Here is a 17,019-nt window from a genome sequence, read left to right on the forward strand (position 1 = left end):
ACGATATTTACGTCCACGGCGGGGAAGGAGGGGGCCCCAATGCTTGCCGCGATCGTCCTGGTCGTTCTCATGGTGGTGACCATCGTCGCCACCGAACTCATCATGCGCTGCTCTCGCGAGCGCAAAGAGAGTGTCGACTCCCCCAGCGAGATCACCGGGGACTAGTCTCTCGGGCATGTCGTCCCTGCTGACTTGGCTCCACATCGGATTCGCCATCTTCACGATCGGTCCGCTCACCGCCGTGACCATGGCCGCGCCGCGCGCCATCAGGAACAAGAACGTCGCCGTGCTGCAGAACCTGCAGCGCATGGCCAGGACCTACAGCCTGGGCTCGCTGGGGGTGCTGGTCTTCGGGGTCGCGCTCGGGCTGAGCCTCGGCAAGGGCGTCCTGGGCCAGTGGTACATGACGGCCTCGATGACGCTGTTCATCGTGGCCGCGGTGCTCCTCGTCATCATCGACCGCGACCTGCGCACCGCCGTCCGGGCTCTGTCCAGCGAGAGCCCGGACGACGACGCGAAGGTGCAGAACGGCAGGATCGCCGCGTTCAGCGGCATCGTGTCGCTGATCTGGCTGGTGATCCTCTTCCTGATGATCGTGCCGCGCTAGCCCAGCGCCTGGGTGAGGTCGGCGAGCAGGTCGTCGACCGTCTCGATGCCGACCGACAGGCGCACCAGGTCGGCGGGCACCTCCAGGGGCGAGCCCGCCGCCGAGGCGTGCGTCATGCGGCCCGGGTGCTCGATCAGGGACTCGACCCCGCCCAGCGACTCGCCCAGCGTGAACAGCTTGGCGGAATTGCAGACCTTGACGGCCTCCTCCTCGCCGCCCGCCACGCGGAACGACACCATGCCGCCGAAGCGCTTCATCTGCTTGGCGGCCACCTCGTGGCCTTGGTGCTCGGCCAGACCCGGGTAGAGCACGTGGGTGACGCGCGGGTGCGCGAGCAGCAGGTCGACGATGCGCTCGGCGTTGTCGCTATGGCGGTCCATCCGCACGCCGAGCGTCTTGAGCCCGCGCAGCGTCAGCCAGGCGTCGAACGGCCCCGCCACGGCGCCCATCGCGTTCTGGTGGTAGGCGAGCTGCTCGCCCAGCTCCTGCGAGGCCGCGATCAGCGCGCCGCCGACCACGTCGGAGTGCCCGCCGATGTACTTGGTGGTGGAGTGCACGACGACGTCGGCCCCCAGCTCGAGCGGCCGCTGCAGGTACGGCGAGGCGAAGGTGTTGTCCACCACGAGCAGCGCCCCGTTGTCGTGGGCCAGCTCGGCGAGCGCGGCGATGTCGGCGATGCCGAGCAGCGGGTTCGTCGGCGTCTCCACCCAGACGATCTTCGTCTTCTGGGTCATGGCGTTGGCCACGGCGGCCAGGCTGCCCAGCGGCACCGGGTCGAAGCGCAGGTCCCAGCGGCTGTTCACCTTGGCGAAGAGCCGGTAGGTGCCGCCGTAGGCGTCATTGGGAATGATCACGTGGTCATTCGGCTTGCACACTGTCCGCAGCAGGGTGTCCTCGGCGGCGAGTCCCGAGGCGAACGCCAGCCCGCGCGCCCCGCCCTCGACCGCGGCCAGCGCCTCCTCGAGCGCGGTACGCGTCGGGTTGGCCGACCGGCTGTACTCGTAGCCGGAACGCAGGCCGCCCACGCCGTCCTGCTTGTAGGTGGAGGTGGCGTAGATGGGCGGCACCACCGCGCCGGTCAGCGGGTCAGGCTCTTGACCTGCGTGGATCGCCAGGGTTTCGAAACCGTTGCTCATAGGGCCAACGGTAACGGAAGCGGCCCGCGATCCGTCCCCCAACCGATCGCGGACCGTTTCCGGGGCGCCGTCCCCCGACGTGCGCCCTGCCGGGCTCGTGGCCATGCCACTCACGAGCCCGGAGCTCTCAGGCTGCCCCTGTCAGGCGGCCTTGGTCTCGTGGGTGCTGCGCTGCGGCAGCCGTACCACCTGTGCGTCCTCGCGCGGCGCCTGGATGAAGCGGCCGCTCGAGCCCTCGGCGGGCTGGCCGTTGATCCGGGAGAGCATCACGGGGTCGGCCAGTGCGAGCAGCACTCCGACCACCAGTCCCACTCCCAGCAGAACGAACCCGATGACGATCATTTCTTTCCCCCTTCCGACGTCATCCAGCATGCTCGCCGGGCCGGGCCTGGCACCTCCGCTGAAGGGCTGGGGTTGAGGCCGGCGCCTCGGCCGAACGGTTGATACTGGCTGTCCGACTTGCGGCTTAGGCTCAAGGCCGTGGGGGACACCAAGCGCATCGTGTACTGGATCCGGCGGCTGAGCGAGATAGCGGTCATCGGCTGGCTGTGCATGATGCTGCTGGTCGACCTGGTCATGGCCGCGGGCACGGGCGGGCTGCAGTGGCTGGTCCCCATCTGCGGCGGGGTCGGGATCGTGGCAGTCGTGCTGCGCCGCCGCTTCCGGCTCGAGGGGTTCGCCCTGCTGTTCGGCCTGTCCTTCGCGGTGTCCGTGATCATGGGCGGGATCAACTTCGCCGGCGCGCCCGGCACGGCCGAGACGGGCGCGATGCTCGTGCTGACGATCGGCGTGCTGCGCAATGTCGAGCCGGTCAGGCGGGCGGCGATCCTGGCGATCGTCTCGCTGGTCGTGCTGATGGCCGAGGGCGGCGGCCGCGACTACCACAACGCCGGGCTGGCCTTCTCGTTCCTGCTGTTCGCCGCCTGGTCGATGGCCGCGGGCATCGGCGGCTACCTGCGCTTCCAGCAGGAGCGCCGCACGGAGGCCGTGTACTCGGTACGGCGGGCCGAGCGCCTCGAGCTGGCCAGGGAGCTGCACGACCTGGTGGCCCACCACATCACCGGCATCGTCGTGCAGGCGCAGGCGGCCCGCACGGTGGCCGAGATGAAACCCGACGCCGTGGTGCCCGCGCTGGACGCGATCGCCAACGCCGGCGCCGAGGCGCTGACGTCGATGCGCCGCCTGGTGTCGGTGCTGCGCGAGCAGGAGGAGGGCGCGCGCACGCCCGGCATGACGCTGGCCGACCTGCGCATCCTGACCGAGCGGTTCTCGCAGGACGGGCCGCGGGTGGCCTTCGAGATCGGGCAGGGCGTGGACGAGCGGACGCTGCCGCGCGAGGTGCTGACCACGCTGCACCGGGTGCTGCAGGAGGCGCTCACCAACGTGCGCAAGCACGCCCCTGGCACCGGCTGGGTGGAGGCGGAGCTGCGCCGCAACGGCGGCGAGCTGGTGCTGCGGGTGCGCAACTACGGCTCGCAGTCCGATCCGCGGGTCTCGCGGCTCGGCGGCGGGTTCGGGCTGGTCGGGATGGCCGAGCGGGTCGAGGCGCTGGGCGGGCGGCTATACGCCGGCCCGACCCCGCAGGGCGCCTGGGAGGTGGTCGCCGAGTTCCCGCTGCCCTGACAGGCGAGCCTCGGCGAACGCTTCGGCGCCGAGCAGCCCTGTCAGCCGGTCGCCGATCCGGTTGACGTCCAGCCGTTCGGCGTCGGGCAGCGGGGCGCCCACCAGGTTCCTGATGCCCGCCGCGGCACCCAGCGACCTGGCGGCCTCCTCGGCCTGGCCGCACAGCGACAGGGCGCCGGCCAGTCCTTCCAGCGACAGGGCGATCGCCCTGGGGTCGCCGGTCTGCCGGGCGGCCTGGTAGCTCTCGCGCTGCCTGGCCAGCGCGAGCTCGGCCTCGCCGCGCTGCTCGGCGGCGAAACCCAGTTCGGCCATGAGGAAGGCGATCCCGGGCAGCCCGCCGACCTGGCGCAGCCACGCCAGCCACGGCCGGACGTACGCCTCGGCCTCGGCGTAGCGTCCCTGCCGCCTGGCGCTGACGGCCAGGCCCAGGACGGCGTGTTCCTCGGCGCCCTTGTAGGACTGCTCCACTGCCAGCCGCCTGGCCCGCTCGTGGTAGTCGTCGGCCCGCTCGTAGTCGCCCGCGAGCAGCGCGCTGCGGCCGATCGCGGACAGCTTGTTGGCGGTCTCGAAGCCCAGCTCCTCCGCCAGGCGCAGCCCGCGCATGCGCAGCCGGGTGGCCTCGTCGTACTCGCCGCGGATCTCGGCCAGCCGGTCGAGCGTGTCCATCGCCTCGATCTGGCCCCAGCCGTCGCCCAGCTCGCGGAAGAGGGCCAGGCTGCGCTCGCCGTCGCGCTCCATGGCGGCCAGGTCTCCCCTGCCTCCCGCGAACTTGGCGCGCAGCGACAGCGCCGCGGCCATCCCCCACCTGTCGTCCAGCGCGGTGAAGGTCTCCAGCGCGCCGGTGAGGCGGCGTTCGTGCTCGTCGAAGTCGCCGTAGGCCCAGCGGACGTGGGTGAGGAACCAGTCGGCCAGCGCCCGTCCGGCGGCGTCCAGGTCGTCGTGGCGCACAGCGGGGGCGGCCTCGCCCACGGACATGGCGATGCCCGCCTGCCACACGGTCGCGAGCGCCACCTCCTCGGCCCTGCCGCCGCGTTCGAGCACCGCGGCCAGGGTACGGCGGGCCTCGCCCAGCCTGCCGCGCAGGAACCAGTACCAGGCCAGCGCATTGACCAGGCGCGGCGCGTAGGGGCCGCGGGTGGCCAGGCGCAGGTTCGCGCTCTCGGCGTCCAGGCGTTCCAGCCACTGCCGCTGGCCCTGGCCGCGCAGGTCGGCCCGTTCGGCCAGTTCGGTGTAGTAACGCGCGTGCCGGTCGGTGATCAGCTCGCGCTCGCCCGCCTCGTCAAAGCGTTCGGCCGCGTAGGCGGCCACGGACTCCAGCAGCAGGAAGCGCGAGCCGCGCGAGACGACCAGCGAGCGGTCCACCAGCCGGACCAGCGCGTCGACCACGTCCACGCCCGGCTCGGCGCAGACCGTCTCGGCCGCCTCCAGGGTGCAGCCGTCGGCGTGCGCGGCCAGGCGCCGCAGCACGATCCGCTCGGGGGGCGGCAGCAGCTCCCAGCTCCAGTCGAGCACGGCCCGCAGCGTGCGCTGGCGGGCGGGCGCGTCCCGCATGCCGGAGCTGAGCAGCCGGAACCGCTCGTCGGCCCGCCGCCCGTCCGCTTCGCCGCCGGGCGGCCCGAGCCTCCCGGCGAGTTCCTCGGCGCCCAGGGCGCGGACGCGGGGGGCCGCGAGTTCCAGGGCCAGAGGGATCCCGTCCAGCCGACGTGAGATGACGCGCAGCGTCTCGTCCTCGGGGACGCCCGCCCTGGTGGCCAGCAGCCGGGTGGCGTCGCGCTCGGACAGCGGCGGCACCACGCTGACGCGCTCGCCGGTGATGCCGATGGGCTCCTGGCTGGTGGCCAGCACGCGCAGCCCGGGTGCGGCACGCAGCAGGCCCGAGGTCAGCGCGGCCACCTGCTCGATGACGTGCTCGCAGTTGTCGAGCACGAGCAGCATCCGCCTGGCGGCCAGGCCGCTCGCGAGCCTTTCCGCCAGCGGCGCGGCGCTGTCGTCGCGCATGCCGAGCGCCGCGGCGACGGCCTCGGCCACGTCGGCGGCGCCCGCCAGCTCGACCAGCCACACGCCGTCGGGAAAGGCCACACTCCCACGCGCCTCGGCGGCCGGATCGCCGGTCACGTGCCGGGCGATCTCCAGAGCCAGCCGGGTCTTGCCGACACCGCCCGAGCCGGTCAGCGTCACCAGCCGGAACGTCTCCAGCAGCGCCGACACGTCGCGGACCTGCGTCTGCCTGCCGATCATGTCGGTGAGCGGCGTGGGCAGGCTCGAGGCGGCGCCGGGCGGCGCGAGCGCGGGATCCTGGCGCAGGATCGCCTCGTGCACGGCGACGATCTCGGGTGACGGGTCGAGCCCCAGCTCGTCGGCCAGCAGCGTGCGCAGCTGCCGGTAGCTGGCCAGCGCCTCGCTCTGGCGGCCTGCCCGGTACAGGGCCTTCATGTGCACGGCGCGCAGCCGTTCCCGCAGGGGGTGGGCGGCCACCAGGTCGGCAACCTCGACGGGTTCGCCCAGTGCCTGCCGTACCTCGGCGAGCTCCTCGACGGCGGACAGCCGGGCCTCTTCCAGTCGCGTGATCTCGGGCCGGGCGAAGTCGAAGTCGGCGAAGTCGGCGTAAGCGGGGCCGCGCCACAGCGCGAGCGCCTCCTCCAGCCGGTCGGCGCGCTCGCGGGGCGTTCCGGTGCGGGCGCCGGCCAGCGCCAGGAAGCGGTCGGCGTCCACGTCGGCGGCGGTCAGCCGATACCCCGCGGGGCCCAGGACGATCGCGCCCGGGTCGCCCAGGGCGCGGCGGAGCTGGGAGATCCTCGCCTGGAGCGTGCTCGCCGGCGTCGCCCGCCCCCAGACATCCTCGATCAGCCGGTCGGCCGGGACCGGCTGCCCCTCGTGGACGAGCAGGTCGGCCAGCAGCGCACGCACCTTGGTCTCGGGAACGTGTACCGGCTCGCCGTCCTCACCCCATACGGCCAGCGGCCCCAGCACCCCGAATCTCACCACGTCACGTTAACCCGTCGCGGGCCCGTCGGACTTCCGTAGCAGTCACGCGGGACAAGGCGGCGACGACTCATCGAGTCGAGGCTCGCCCGAGCCCGAGGCCTACGTCCCGGTGCCTGACATCCAGTGGTAGAAGTGCAGGCGCTGCTCGATCATCTGGCGCTCGAAGCCGTATTCGGCCACGGCGGAGCTCCACGCCGGAGGATTGTTGTACACGATGGTCAGCTTGCGAGGAACACGCCGCAGGCTCTCGACGATCCTCTCCATGACCTCTCTCAAGGTCGGCTCGCGGAAGGGGTTGTAGAAGTAAACAACGGTGACATCGTCCGGCAGTTTGTACTTCCGTGCGTCGGCCTGCTCGATGCTGATGTCCTTGCAGCGAAGCTTCGGCCGCGCCGCGGCGATGTTCCGCTGGGCGCGCTGGTACAGCTCGGCCTGGTGTTCGACCCCGATGATCCGGCGCACTCGCACGTCTCTTGCGAGGACGAGCATCATGCGCCCCAGCCCGGCGCCGTAATCGATCACCACGTCGTCCGGCCCCGGCCGCAGCGCGCGTAGAGCACGCCGGATCTTGCGCAGGTCGCTCGGCTGGTGTTCCAGCTCCTGGTGAGCGATGCCGCGGTCGGCCGGTGTGCCGGAGGTATCCGTTCCCATGCGAACGTCGAACCACCGGCCCGTGAGCCAACGACGTGAGCGATCGACCATCAAATGGACGGAAGTCACAGATCTGCCTCCAGAGTCGAAACCGCGCGCAGCGCTCCGGTGTCGCGCAACCCAGTACCCGACGGCACTCCAGGAAATCACGTTCTGTCGTCTTTGCAACACTATTTGTAGTCGTCAGGCGCCCTCAGCGTAACAGCCTGATCACTTGTCGTGGTCTCATCAACACCCTCCCTGCCCGCCCGGATCCCGGCGATCGATCTGCCCGCCCCCCTGAAGGGGCAAGTACGCGCCCGGAGGCCCTGCTCCCCTTTGCAGAGCAGGGATCGAGGGCGGGCTTGGCACCAGCTCGAGGATCTCTTCACGAAACACATACCCGAAACGCCGAGCACGAAGAGTGACTAAGGGATTACAAATGAGGTAGAGATCTCTGCGGCGGCCCGGACAACAGGAATGCCTCGTCGGTCGAGAAAGCAATCCTTGCCCCGTCGCGAAGGCAGTCCTTGCCCCCAAGGAGGATGGCATGTCCGATCTAGTAGTGATCGCACCGCACATGGATGACGAAACCCTGGGATGCGGTGGCGTTCTGGCCATGGCCGACGACCCCATGGTGGTGTTCGTCGTCGCGCCGACCGACGACAACGTGGAGATCGACCAGGTCGCCGACATTCTCGGGTTCCGTTACACCGTGCTCTACGAAAAGGAGTGGGAGGCCCGCCTGCTCTCTGTCGACCGGCGCGAACTCGTCGGCCGGATCGAAAAGGTCCTGCATACTGAACGGCCACGCGAGGTCATGATTCCGGCCCCGTCATACCACCAGGACCACGTGGTGACGTTCGAAGCGGGCATCAGTGCCACCCGCCCGCTGTCGCGCAACGGTTACATCGCGCAGATGGTCGCCGCCTACGAATACCCCGGATCCACCTGGGGGTTCGACGGGCGGGAGATCGAGCTGAACTACTACGTGGACATCGAATCCGTCCGCGACCTGAAGCTCAAGGCGGTGTCTCTCTACCAGTCATCGCAGTTCGGACGCGAAGTGATCGCCCCCGATGTCGTCGACGCCTGGGCGACACTGCGGGGAAGCAGCGTCGGCCTTCAGTACGCGGAGGCGTTTCGAATCCTCCGGCTCGTCAATGCGAGGCGGTCGTGACAACGGTTGCCATTCTTCAGCCGACCTACTGGGCTCGCGCGCACGTATGGAACCGTGTGTTCCACTCTGACATCTTCATCTGGCTCGATTCCGTGAAGTTCGCCCGATCTTCCACCAAATGGGAGGATCGGACCATCGTCGAGACGCCGAACGGCCAGCAGCTCGTCCTGCGTCTTCCCAAGCAAGGCTCGCGAGACGTGCCTTGGTCCGAGGCGCGGCTCAGCGACGGGTGGCTCAAGCACAGGACGAGCATCCTGCACTGTTACGCGAGGAGCGCGCACTGGGACGTGGTGAAACCGATGCTCGACCCGGTGTACCAGCCTGACGCGACGACCATCGAGGCCGTGTGCTGGCGCTCCTTCTGCGCCATCTCCTCGCTCCTCCAGCCGTCGTGCAAAGTGATCCGCAGTTCGGATCTCGACGTCTCAGGGGCGAAAGGCGAATTGATGCTCAATTTGGTCAGCGCGGTGGGGGGCTCCAGTTATCTGACCGGGCAGCCCGGTGCCGCCTACCTCGACCAGCCCGCCTTCGCGGCCCGCGGCATCGCCATCGAGACGCAGTCATGGGCGGCGCCGAGCACGAAGCACGGACTCAAGAATCCCTCGATCATTCATCTCGTTGCCGAAAACGGGATAGACGACACAAAAGACCTACTGGCCGGCTGAAGGCGCTCGCGGGGCACCCGCATCTCCCAGCCCTCGTCATCGCGCACGCTCGGGGACCCGCATCGCTTCGGGTTGACCCGTAGCCGAGCCGAAGGATTTCCGAAGCGGGGCGAGGAAGCCTGGGGTCATGACTGATGTGACTGTGATCGGCCTTGGCCCGATGGGCTCGAAGATGGCCGAGACGTTCCTTGCGGCGGGCCACCGGGTGAGCGTGTGGAACCGTACGCGCAGCAAGGCCGACCCGCTGCTGGCCAAGGGTGCCGAGTGGGCCGACCGGCCGGCGAGCGACCTCGTGGTGATCAGCCAGATCGACTACCAGGCGATGTACGACAGCCTCGGAGAGCAGCGGCTCGACGGGAAGGTGCTGGTCAACCTGAGCTCCGACACGCCGAACCGGCTGCGGGAGGCGGCGGACTGGGTGGCCTCGCGCGGCGGCGTGCTGGTGACCGCGGGCATCATGACCCCGCCGCCGGGCATCGGGCTGCCCGGCGCGTACACCTACTACAGCGGGCCTCGTGCGGCCCTCGACCGGTTCGCGGACACGCTGGCCGCGCTCACCGAGGTCAGGTACGTCGGCGAGGACCCGGGGCTGGCGATGTCGTACTACCAGGCCAGCCTGCTGATGTTCTGGTCGTCGCTGGCCGCCCACATGCACGCCACGGCGCTGGTCGGGGCGGCGGGCGCCAAGCCGGGCGAGTTCCTGCCCTTCGCCCAGCACCTGGTGGGCGGCCTGGCCGTCGAGGGCCCGATGGGGTATCTGAAGATCCTCACGGAGAACTTCGAGAGCGGGGAGTACCCGGGCGGGGAGAACAGCCTGCACATGCAGGTGGCCGGCCTCGGCCACGCGGTGCACGCGCTGGAGGACGAGGGCGTCGACGCGTCCTGGCCGAAGGCGCTGCTGCGGCTGTTCGAGCGCGCCGAGGCGGCCGGCCACGGCCAGGACGGCGTGGGCAGCCTCTACGAGGTGCTGACCTAGCCGCCGACGTCCCCCACTGTGATCGCCTCGCTACATACAGTGGTCGGCGAGATATCCGGAAGAGGGGGACGAACACCATGAGGATCTGCGAGGTGGCCAAGACCCTGGACATCGGCGGTGCCGAGGTCCTGCTGGTCGAGCGGCTCAAGGCCGCCCCTCGGGCGGGCGTCGACTACACCGTGGTGTGCCTGCGCAGGACGACCACGGGGCTCGTCGACGCCCTGCGCGACATCGGGATCACGGTGGTGGACCTGTCCGGCAGCGGGCGGCTGCTGGTGTACCTGCGGCTGGTCGCGGCCGTACGGCGGCTCCGCCCGGACGTGGTCAACGCGCACTCCCCGGTGCCTGCGATCGCCCTGCGGCTGGCGTCGCGGTTCCGGCGCCGCCGGCCGTACCTGGTGCGCACGGTGCACAGCGTCAAGTACCGGCCGCTGACGAAGGTGCTCGACCGGCTCACCCGCAGGCTCGACGACGAGACCGTGGCGGTGTCGCGGATCGTGGCCGAGGCCCCGCTCACGAGGGGCGCGCCCCGGATCTCCGTCCGGGTGCACGGCGTGGACGTCAAGGAGCAGCAGCGCCTGGCGGCGGACGCGGAGAGCGTGCGGCGCGAGTTCGAGGTCCCCGACGGGGCCTTCCTTATCGCGTTCGTCGCCAATCTCCTGCGCCTGAAGGGGCACGACCTGCTGATCAGGGCGGCCGCGGAGGTCGTCAAGGCCCGTCCCGAGGCGATGTTCCTGCTCGCGGGCAAGGGGCCGATGCAGCAGCGGATCGTCGAGGACATCGAGCGGTACGGCCTCGGCGGCAACGTGCGGCTGCTGGGTCTCCTGCCGCGGGCCAACCGGCTGATCGCGGCGTCGGACCTGCTGGTGCTCAGCTCCCGCTGGGAGGCCCTGCCCGTGGTGATCATGGAGGCGCTGGCGGCCGGGGTGCCCGTCGTTGCGCCTGCCGTGGGAGGCATCCCCGACCTGGTCAAACCCGGAGAGAACGGGATACTGACGAGGCCCGGCTCCGCGGAGGATCTGGCCGCGGGCATTCTCGAGGCGATGAAGTCGCACGACCGGCTCCGTGCGGGCGCCGCCGCGGGCGCGGACCTGCTGGACATGTCCCACACCGCGCGCTGGTTCGAGGAGCTCTACACCAGGCGCGCAGCCGTACGCTGACCAGATCTTGATCGAGTCATCGGCCGAGCCTCCGCCCTGGCGCCGTCTGTCCTCAATATCCTTCTCATCGAGAATTAACAGCCGCTAACTGCATCTCCCCGGTTCGACATTCGTGAAGGCGACCGCAGGGAGGGACAGATATGTCGGCAAGCAATGAGATCCGGGTGGATACGCGGGCCACGAGCACGAAACCCCGGCAACTGATCTCCTACGTCCTGCCCGTGTTCAACGAGCAGGACGGGCTGCGGCTCTTTCACGAGCGGCTGACCGCGAGCACAGACCTGCTTTCCCGCTTCGACTTCGAGTACGTCTACGTGAACGACGGTTCCGCTGACGGCTCGCTGAACGTCCTGCATGAACTGGCCCGCGCGGACGAGCGGATCACCGTCATCGACCTGTCGCGCAACTTCGGCCATCAGATGGCCATCACGGCCGGTATCGACCATGCGGTCGGCGACGCGATCATCGTGATGGACACCGATCTGCAGGATCCGCCCGAAGTGAGCATCGACCTCATCGCGGAGTGGGAAAGCGGCTCCGACATCATCTACGCCCAGCGCAGGACCCGCAAGGACACGCTGTTCAAGCGGCTGAGCGCGCACCTGTACTACCGGCTGCTGCGCCGATTCGCGGACGTCGACATCCCCGTCGACACCGGCGACTTCCGCTTGATGGACCGCAAGGCCGCCGACGTCCTGCGCCAGAGCAGGGAGAGCAACCGATTCGTTCGGGGCCTGGTCAGCTGGATGGGCTTCAAACAGAAGGCCGTCCCCTTCGACCGCGACGCGAGAGTCGCCGGCAAGACGAACTACCCGATGGCCAAGATGATCGGGCTGGCCCTGGACGGCATCCTGAGCTTCTCCGCGGTGCCGCTGAGAATCATCACCAGGCTGGGCTTCCTCACCGTGGTTCTCTCCACGCTCGGCATCCTCTACGCGGTGACCATGCGGGTCTTCTTTCCGCAGGTGTCCGTGCCCGGCTGGACGTTGCTGATGGTGGTGATGTGGTTTCTCGGCGGTATCCAGATGCTCTCGCTCGGCGTCATCGGCGAATACGTCGGGCGCATGTACAAGCAGACCCAGGACCGCCCGCTCTACATCGTCCAGGACGTGATCGCCGGGTGCCGTGAATAGCGCCGCCCGGCCGTTCCTGCTGTACATGGTCATCGGCTGCAGCGGAGTGTCGCTCGACCTCGCGACGTTCGCGCTGCTGTTCGACGTGGTCGGCCTGCACGAGCAGGTGGCCAACGCGCTGAGCACCACGCTGGGCATCACCAGCAACTTCCTGCTGAACAGCCGTTTCACCTTCGGCAAACGGGACCGCCTGGCGGTGCGCTTCGCCCGCTTCTACGGCGTAGGGCTGTTCGGGATGGCGGTCACCACGGCGGCGCTGCACGTGTTCGTCACCGTGCTCGGCATCGAGGCGACTCTCGTGAAGGCGCTCACCATTCCGTGCGTCGCCGTCATGCAGTACTGGCTGAACAAGAAGTGGAGTTTCGCATGAGGGTCGGTGTCATCGGAGCAGGCGCGACCGGACTGACAGCCGCCTACGACCTGACCAGGAGCGGGCAGGAAGTGGTCGTGCTCGAGGCGGCCCACGAGCTCGGCGGGCTGGCCGGCTCCCTCCTGATCGACCAGGTCCCGCTGGAGCGGTTCTACCACCACCTGTTCGGCACCGATCGCGCCATCATCGAACTGATCGGGGAGCTCGGCCTGGCCGACCGGTTGCGTTTTCACGCCACGACCACCGGGATCTACCACCGCGGGCGGCTGCACGCCTTCAGCACGCCGGCCGACATGCTGCGGTTCAGCCCTCTGCCCCTGGTGGACCGGCTGCGCTTCGGGCTGAGCTCGGCCGCGATCAAGGCGGTCCGTCACGGGGAACGCTTCAACGACGTCGCCGCGCTCGACTGGACACGCCGATGGGCGGGCAGGCGGGCGAGCAGCGTGATCTGGGAGCCCCTGCTGGCGGGCAAGTTCGGCAACCGGGCCGCCGAGATCTCCATGGCCTGGCTGTGGGCCCGGGTGCACTGCCGTACCTTCAAGCTCGGCTATCTGGACGGCGGGTTCGCGCAGCTCTACACGGCGCTCGCGGAGCGGGTGACGCTCGAGGGCGGCAAGCTCGAGTTCGGCAGGAAACTGTCGACGATCAGCCAGGCCGGCGCGGGCCGGCCCGTGCTGGTGTCGACGGAGGACGGGTCGCGGTACGAGTTCGACCGGGTCCTGGTCACGGTGCCGCAGCCGGCCTTCGCCAAGGCGGTCGGCGCCGACCCGCAGGACTCCCTGTGGCAGAACCACTATCTGGGGGCGACCTGCTTCGTCCTCGAGCTCGACCGCAGCGTGATCCCGTACTACTGGCTGAACGTCAACGACCCCGAGTTCCCCTTCCTGGCCCTCGTCGAGCACACCCGGATGATCCCACCCCGTGAATACGGTGGCCGCCATCTGCTCTACGTCGGGAACTACGTCCCCAGGGACGACTGGCGGTTCGTCACGCCTCCGGAGGAGCTGCTCGACCGGTTCGCTCCCTTCATCCGCAGGATCAACCCGGATTTCGACCTGTCCTGGGTGAAACGGTGGCACTTCTCGCGCTCCGGATTCGCCCAGCCCGTGGTCACCTCCGCCTATCGCGCGTGGATCCCACCGCACACCACCGAGTTGCCCGGGGTCTTCCTCGCCACGATGGCGCAGGTCTACCCCCAGGACCGGGGGCAGAACTACGCGGTGGCGATGGCCCGCAAAGTCGTCCGTGACCATCTCAGCTGAGGATCCGTCATGCAGGTCGATCAACTGGTCGCCGGGACGCGCCATCGCGTCCGCCCCAGCAGGCAGCTACCGGGATTCCTGACCGATCCCTACGTGCTCGTGTCGACCGCCCTCGTCGTGTGGGGGCTGGTCATCACGGCCTATCACATCCGCAGCGGCGACTGGCAGGCGCATGTGGCCAGCATCCGCGCGCTCGTGGACAATCCATGGCATCCGGCCAACCCCCTGGTGGGCGGCTCCGGCCCGTGGCCCTACTTCGAGCCGTACGAGCTGCTGCTGGCCTTCGTGGCGCGCGCCACGGGGCTGTCCGCCGAGACCGTTTTCGAGCTCGCGGGTCCGCTCAACGGCGTGCTCCTGTTCTGGGCGCTGCGCCGCTTCTGCCGGCGTCTGGGCGGCGGGCGTTGGACACCGGTGCTCGTGCTCGTGTTCACGCTGTTCCTCTGGGGAGTCAAGACGGTCGGCTGGAGCGGCGTGTTCGCGCTGAACTCGCTGGTGTCGGGCTTCAGCTACCCGGCCACGTTCGCCGGGGCGCTCGCGCTGCTGTTCCTGGACACCCTGCTGAGCTTCCGTTCCGGGCCGACGGTGCGGCGGCTCGCCCTGCTGTGCGTGCTGTCCGGAGCGCTCGTTCTGATCAACTCCGCGACCGCTCTCGGCGCCGCCTCTGCCGGGGCAGGTCTCATCCTCTTCCGTTGCACGCGGTGGAGCCCGTGGCGGCTGCTCGCGCTGCTGGCGCCGGCGGCGGCGGGCCTGTTCGCGCTGCTCTACTGGCCCTACTTCGGCTTCTCGACCCTCCTCAATCGCGGCGAGGGCTTCGACCAGGTCCAGACGGGCCTCCTGGAGAACCCGATCGCCTTCTACGGGCTGTCGTTGCTGGGGCTCCCCGCCCTGCTGCGGGACCGCCGCCGCCAGATGGGGCCTGAGCTGCTCGGGATGTTCGCGGTGTGCACCGCCGTGATCCTGGTGGGAGTCCTGGCCGGGGTGGGTTCCGTGGCGAGACTGATCCCGTTCCCCGTGCTCGCGCTCCATCTGGCGCTCGCCCGGCACCTGGTGGGGCGGCCGCGGCGCTGGGGGCGGTACCGGAAGGTGGTCGCCGCCGCGACGGTCATCGGCGCCTGCGCGACCAGTGGATCGGCCGTGCTCCAGATCCTCCCGACGAACCTGCGGCTCGGCAGGTACCAGGATGTGGCGGCACCCCTGCGCTTCGTCCAGCGATACCTGCGGCCAGGCGACGTGGTGCTGACCGCGGACCAGGCTGCCGCACGGCAACTGCCGGTCTGGGGAATCCGATCCGTCGCGCCCGGCTACGAGCACTTCTTCGTCCCCGACGAGGACCAGCGCCGCCAGGCAGTGCGGAGTTTCCTGGATGCGCGCACGAGCGTCGAGGAGCGTCAGCGCATCGTCGACGACTATCGGGCGCGGTGTGTGCTGAGCGCGGCGTCGCCGTACGAGCCGCTGCCCGGATTCGCGCTGAAGGAGGCGGCCTCGCCCGCCCTGGCTCTCTACTGCAGGTACTGAATCGAACGGAACCACCGATGGGCAGACTTCTGCTGGCCTCGCTTGCCATGCTCGGCCTGATCCACCTGCCGATCCCCGTAGACGGTGAGTCGCGCACGATCTCCGTGGACGACCGCGTGATCGGCACGGGCGACAACCAATTCCGTTACACCGGCCAATGGATGAACGGGAGCGGAGTCGACTATCACGGCGGCACGCGCACCTGGAGCGACACCCCTGGCGCGTCGGCGACGCTGACGTTCAGGGGCACGCAGATCACGCTGTACGGCGGGACGGGTGCGAACACCGGCATCGGAAGGGTCTCGATAGACGGCGGCCCCGCCTACGAGGTCGACTTCTACACGCCCTCCGATCAGGGAGACGTCGAACTGTGGACGAGCCGGGTCCTGCCCGCGGGGCCCCACACCTTCACGCTGACCGTCGCCGGCATCCGCAACAACGTCTCCAGCGGCACCTACGTCGTGCCGGACCGGGTGAGCATCATCAGGTCCGACACCAGGCGCATCCTCGCTCGCGACTTCGGCTACAGCGGCAGTTGGACGGACGGCGGCAGTGACACGCCCGGCAGCTCCATTTCGGTCCCCTTCAGCGGGGCCGCCGCGAACTTCTTCGGCGCCGTCGGCCCCGACGGAGGCAGCGCGAACGTGTCCATCGACGGGGATCCCTGGCAGAAGGTCAATTTCTCCGCCGGAACGGCCAGGAGGGGCGTCCTGCTGTGGCGGAGCGGTGCGCTCCAACCCGGTCAGCACGTCTTCAGGCTGCGGGTGATCGGTGGCGGCCGTGTCGTCGCCGTCGGGCTCGAGATCGTCAGGGAAGCCGCGATCATGCCGATCCCCACCACGGCTGCCGGCTCGAGCACCGGCTGGGCCAAGTTCGCCCGCAACCCCGTCCTGGGCAAGAACTACGGCACCGCCTTCGACACCTCGGTGCTGCACGAGAGCGGTGTCTACCGGATGTGGTTCTCCGCGCGCCTCATGAACGCCATCGCCTACGCGGAAAGCGTGGACGGCGTCTCCTGGACCAGGCCGAGCATCGTCCTGAGAGCCGTCCCCGGCACCTGGGAGAGCTTGGTCAACCGGCCGAGCGTCATCTACAACCCCGACCGCGGCCAGTACCAGATGTGGTACACCGGCCAGCGGAACTCCTCGAAGTTCGGCTACGCCACGAGCGCGAACGGAATCACCTGGCAGAGGGACACCCCTAATCCGGTCATGGAGGGCACCGTCGGGTGGGAGAAGGGCACCGTCCTCAACCCGTGCGTGCTGTGGGACTCCGACCAGCACCTGTACCGGATGTGGTACGCGGCGGGCAACGACTGGGAGCCCGAGGCGATCGGCTACGCCACCAGCACCGACGGTGTCAACTGGACCAAGAGCGGCAGGAATCCCGTGCTCGCCGCCGATCCGGCCCAGACCTGGGAACGGGACCGGGTCTCCGGTGCGAACGTGTTCCGTCTCCCCGATGGCTACTACTACATGTTCTACATCGGCTACGTCACCATCCATCGTGGCGCGATCGGCATCGCCCGCTCGGCCGACGGAGTCACCTGGTCACGGATGCCGACCAATCCCGTCCTCGCGCCCGTCGTGGACTCGTGGGAATGCGACTCCGACTACAAGCCGTCGGTGCTCTGGGAGAGCGCGAGCGGATCGTGGAAGCTCTGGTACAACGGCCGATGCGGCACCCCTGAGCAGCAGGGGCTGGCCGTCCACAACGGAGAGCCGCTGGGCTTCTGAGGTCGCCTGCCTGCGGCGCGGAGTCTCTGTCGAAATCACGC

The 17,019-nt window shown here is 69.4% G+C and carries 16 protein-coding genes; 12 read left to right on the top strand and 4 right to left on the bottom strand.

Features of this window, described 5'->3' with window-relative positions; translation table 11 throughout:
* Positions 1-39: 39 nt before the first annotated feature.
* Positions 40-165, top strand: coding sequence for a hypothetical protein (locus KIK09_RS59700; protein ID WP_275956523.1), 126 nt, complete (start codon positions 40-42; stop codon positions 163-165).
* A 10-nt stretch (positions 166-175) separates the two neighbouring features.
* Complete coding sequence (locus KIK09_RS45905; RefSeq protein ID WP_214325852.1) at positions 176-607, top strand: DUF2269 family protein; 432 nt, start codon at positions 176-178, stop codon at positions 605-607.
* Here KIK09_RS45905 and KIK09_RS45910 read toward each other — a convergent pair.
* Both KIK09_RS45910 and KIK09_RS45915 read right to left on the bottom strand, forming a co-directional pair.
* Complete coding sequence (locus tag KIK09_RS45910; protein ID WP_214325853.1) at positions 604-1,743, bottom strand: cystathionine gamma-synthase; 1,140 nt, start codon at positions 1,741-1,743, stop codon at positions 604-606. The genes KIK09_RS45905 and KIK09_RS45910 overlap by 4 nt on opposite strands.
* A 141-nt stretch (positions 1,744-1,884) precedes the next feature.
* Positions 1,885-2,085 carry a hypothetical protein gene (locus tag KIK09_RS45915; protein WP_214325854.1) on the bottom strand — a complete coding sequence of 67 codons (201 nt, stop codon included), beginning with the start codon at positions 2,083-2,085 and terminating at the stop codon, positions 1,885-1,887.
* Positions 2,086-2,223: 138 nt separating this feature from the next.
* Here KIK09_RS45915 and KIK09_RS45920 point away from each other — a divergent pair, with 138 nt between their 5' ends.
* A complete protein-coding gene (locus tag KIK09_RS45920; RefSeq protein WP_214325855.1) occupies positions 2,224-3,366 on the top strand; it encodes a sensor histidine kinase in 1,143 nt (380 codons plus the stop codon).
* Here the strand turns inward: KIK09_RS45920 and KIK09_RS45925 are convergent.
* Entirely contained in the window at positions 3,304-6,348 is a 3,045-nt protein-coding gene (locus tag KIK09_RS45925; protein WP_214325856.1) for an ATP-binding protein, read from the bottom strand. The genes KIK09_RS45920 and KIK09_RS45925 overlap by 63 nt on opposite strands.
* 102 nt (positions 6,349-6,450) lie before the next feature.
* The gene (locus KIK09_RS45930) at positions 6,451-7,053 is read right to left on the bottom strand and encodes a class I SAM-dependent methyltransferase (RefSeq protein WP_214325857.1); all 603 of its coding nucleotides are present in this window, start codon (positions 7,051-7,053) and stop codon (positions 6,451-6,453) included.
* Between the two features lie 478 nt (positions 7,054-7,531).
* On the opposite strand from KIK09_RS45930, the gene KIK09_RS45935 reads away from it, so the two are divergent.
* The 9 genes from KIK09_RS45935 to KIK09_RS45975 all read left to right on the top strand — a co-directional run bounded on the left by KIK09_RS45935 (position 7,532) and on the right by KIK09_RS45975 (position 16,978).
* A complete protein-coding gene (locus tag KIK09_RS45935) occupies positions 7,532-8,161 on the top strand; it encodes a PIG-L deacetylase family protein (RefSeq protein ID WP_214325858.1) in 630 nt (209 codons plus the stop codon).
* Positions 8,158-8,826 carry a WbqC family protein gene (locus KIK09_RS45940; protein WP_214325859.1) on the top strand — a complete coding sequence of 223 codons (669 nt, stop codon included), beginning with the start codon at positions 8,158-8,160 and terminating at the stop codon, positions 8,824-8,826. The genes KIK09_RS45935 and KIK09_RS45940 overlap by 4 nt, the downstream gene beginning before the upstream one ends.
* Positions 8,827-8,953: 127 nt before the next feature.
* Complete coding sequence (locus KIK09_RS45945) at positions 8,954-9,802, top strand: NAD(P)-dependent oxidoreductase (protein WP_214325860.1); 849 nt, start codon at positions 8,954-8,956, stop codon at positions 9,800-9,802.
* A gap of 77 nt (positions 9,803-9,879) precedes the next feature.
* Complete coding sequence (locus KIK09_RS45950) at positions 9,880-10,962, top strand: glycosyltransferase (protein ID WP_214325861.1); 1,083 nt, start codon at positions 9,880-9,882, stop codon at positions 10,960-10,962.
* Positions 10,963-11,102: 140 nt separating this feature from the next.
* The gene (locus tag KIK09_RS45955) at positions 11,103-12,095 is read left to right on the top strand and encodes a glycosyltransferase family 2 protein (protein ID WP_214325862.1); all 993 of its coding nucleotides are present in this window, start codon (positions 11,103-11,105) and stop codon (positions 12,093-12,095) included.
* The gene (locus KIK09_RS45960) at positions 12,088-12,465 is read left to right on the top strand and encodes a GtrA family protein (RefSeq protein ID WP_214325863.1); all 378 of its coding nucleotides are present in this window, start codon (positions 12,088-12,090) and stop codon (positions 12,463-12,465) included. Before KIK09_RS45955 ends, KIK09_RS45960 begins: the two co-directional genes overlap by 8 nt.
* Positions 12,462-13,727, top strand: coding sequence for an NAD(P)/FAD-dependent oxidoreductase (locus KIK09_RS45965; RefSeq protein ID WP_214325864.1), 1,266 nt, complete (start codon positions 12,462-12,464; stop codon positions 13,725-13,727). The genes KIK09_RS45960 and KIK09_RS45965 overlap by 4 nt, the downstream gene beginning before the upstream one ends.
* A gap of 9 nt (positions 13,728-13,736) precedes the next feature.
* Positions 13,737-15,242, top strand: a complete 1,506-nt coding sequence (locus KIK09_RS45970) for a hypothetical protein (protein ID WP_214325865.1) — start codon at positions 13,737-13,739, stop codon at positions 15,240-15,242.
* Between the two features lie 17 nt (positions 15,243-15,259).
* Positions 15,260-16,978, top strand: a complete 1,719-nt coding sequence (locus tag KIK09_RS45975; RefSeq protein WP_214325866.1) for a hypothetical protein — start codon at positions 15,260-15,262, stop codon at positions 16,976-16,978.
* Positions 16,979-17,019 lie beyond the last annotated feature (41 nt).

This window comes from Nonomuraea sediminis, assembly GCF_018531495.1.
Taxonomy (GTDB): domain Bacteria; phylum Actinomycetota; class Actinomycetes; order Streptosporangiales; family Streptosporangiaceae; genus Nonomuraea; species Nonomuraea sediminis.